1 protein-coding gene is annotated in these 887 nt (G+C 51.1%); it reads right to left on the bottom strand.

Annotated elements, in window-relative coordinates; translation table 11 throughout:
• The coding region (locus ACYVTD_RS13920; RefSeq protein ID WP_461248323.1) for an amino acid--tRNA ligase-related protein at positions 1 to 820 on the bottom strand (820 nt) is incomplete at its 3' end.
• Positions 821 to 887 lie beyond the last annotated feature (67 nt).

Here is an 887-nt window from a genome sequence, read left to right as displayed (position 1 = left end):
CCAGTTTTGGGGAATCCGCTATAAAGAAAAGGGTGTCGCTTTTTTTAAGGGAAAGATTTTTCCGCAGCGCCGCCTGTTTTTCCGCCGAAAGGAATTTGACGATTGGCCCCTTGAGCGACTCGTCTTCAAGGACGGAAATGTAACCGAGCCCCTTCATGCCGATTTCCGTTGCGAATACGAGCATCTTCTCGAAGAAGGACTTGGACTGCAATGCCGCGCCTTGTGCGACAATGCCCCTTACGGGAATATTTTTAAACGGCGCGAATTCAACGTCCGCAAAAAACTGGGTCAGGTCTTCGATGACGAGAGGGTTGCGTAGGTCGGGCTTGTCCGTTCCGTATTTCAACATTGATTGCGCGTAGGAGATTCGGGGGAAGGGGGCGGGGCTTACTTCTTTGTCGGAAAAAGTTTTGAAAGTGCCATGCAGAACAGCTTCCGCTATCTGCAAAACATCTTCCTGTTCCGCGAAGGACATTTCAAAGTCAAGCTGATAAAATTCGCCCGGTGAGCGGTCCGCGCGGGAATCCTCGTCGCGGAAGCACGGCGCTATCTGAAAGTAGCGGTCAAAACCCGAAACCATTAACAACTGTTTAAAAATTTGCGGAGCCTGCGGAAGCGCGTAAAATTTGCCGTGGTGTTTTCTGCTTGGCACAAGGTAGTCCCGCGCGCCCTCAGGCGAGGACGAAGTTAAAATCGGCGTTTGGAATTCGGTAAAACCGTGTTCCTGCATTTTTTCCCGCAAATAACCGATTATTTCAGATCGCAAAAGTATATTGGCTTTTACGGCCGGGTTTCGCAGGTCGAGAAACCGGTGTCGCAAGCGGACTTCTTCGCGCGTGTTTTTCGAATCGCTAATTTCAAACGGCAGCGCGCGCGTCGCCTTGCTC

The sequence above is a fragment of the Treponema sp. R6D11 genome (genome assembly GCF_054786075.1).
Note: the sequence above shows the minus strand (reverse complement) of the source record. Positions and strands in the feature narration are given on the sequence as shown.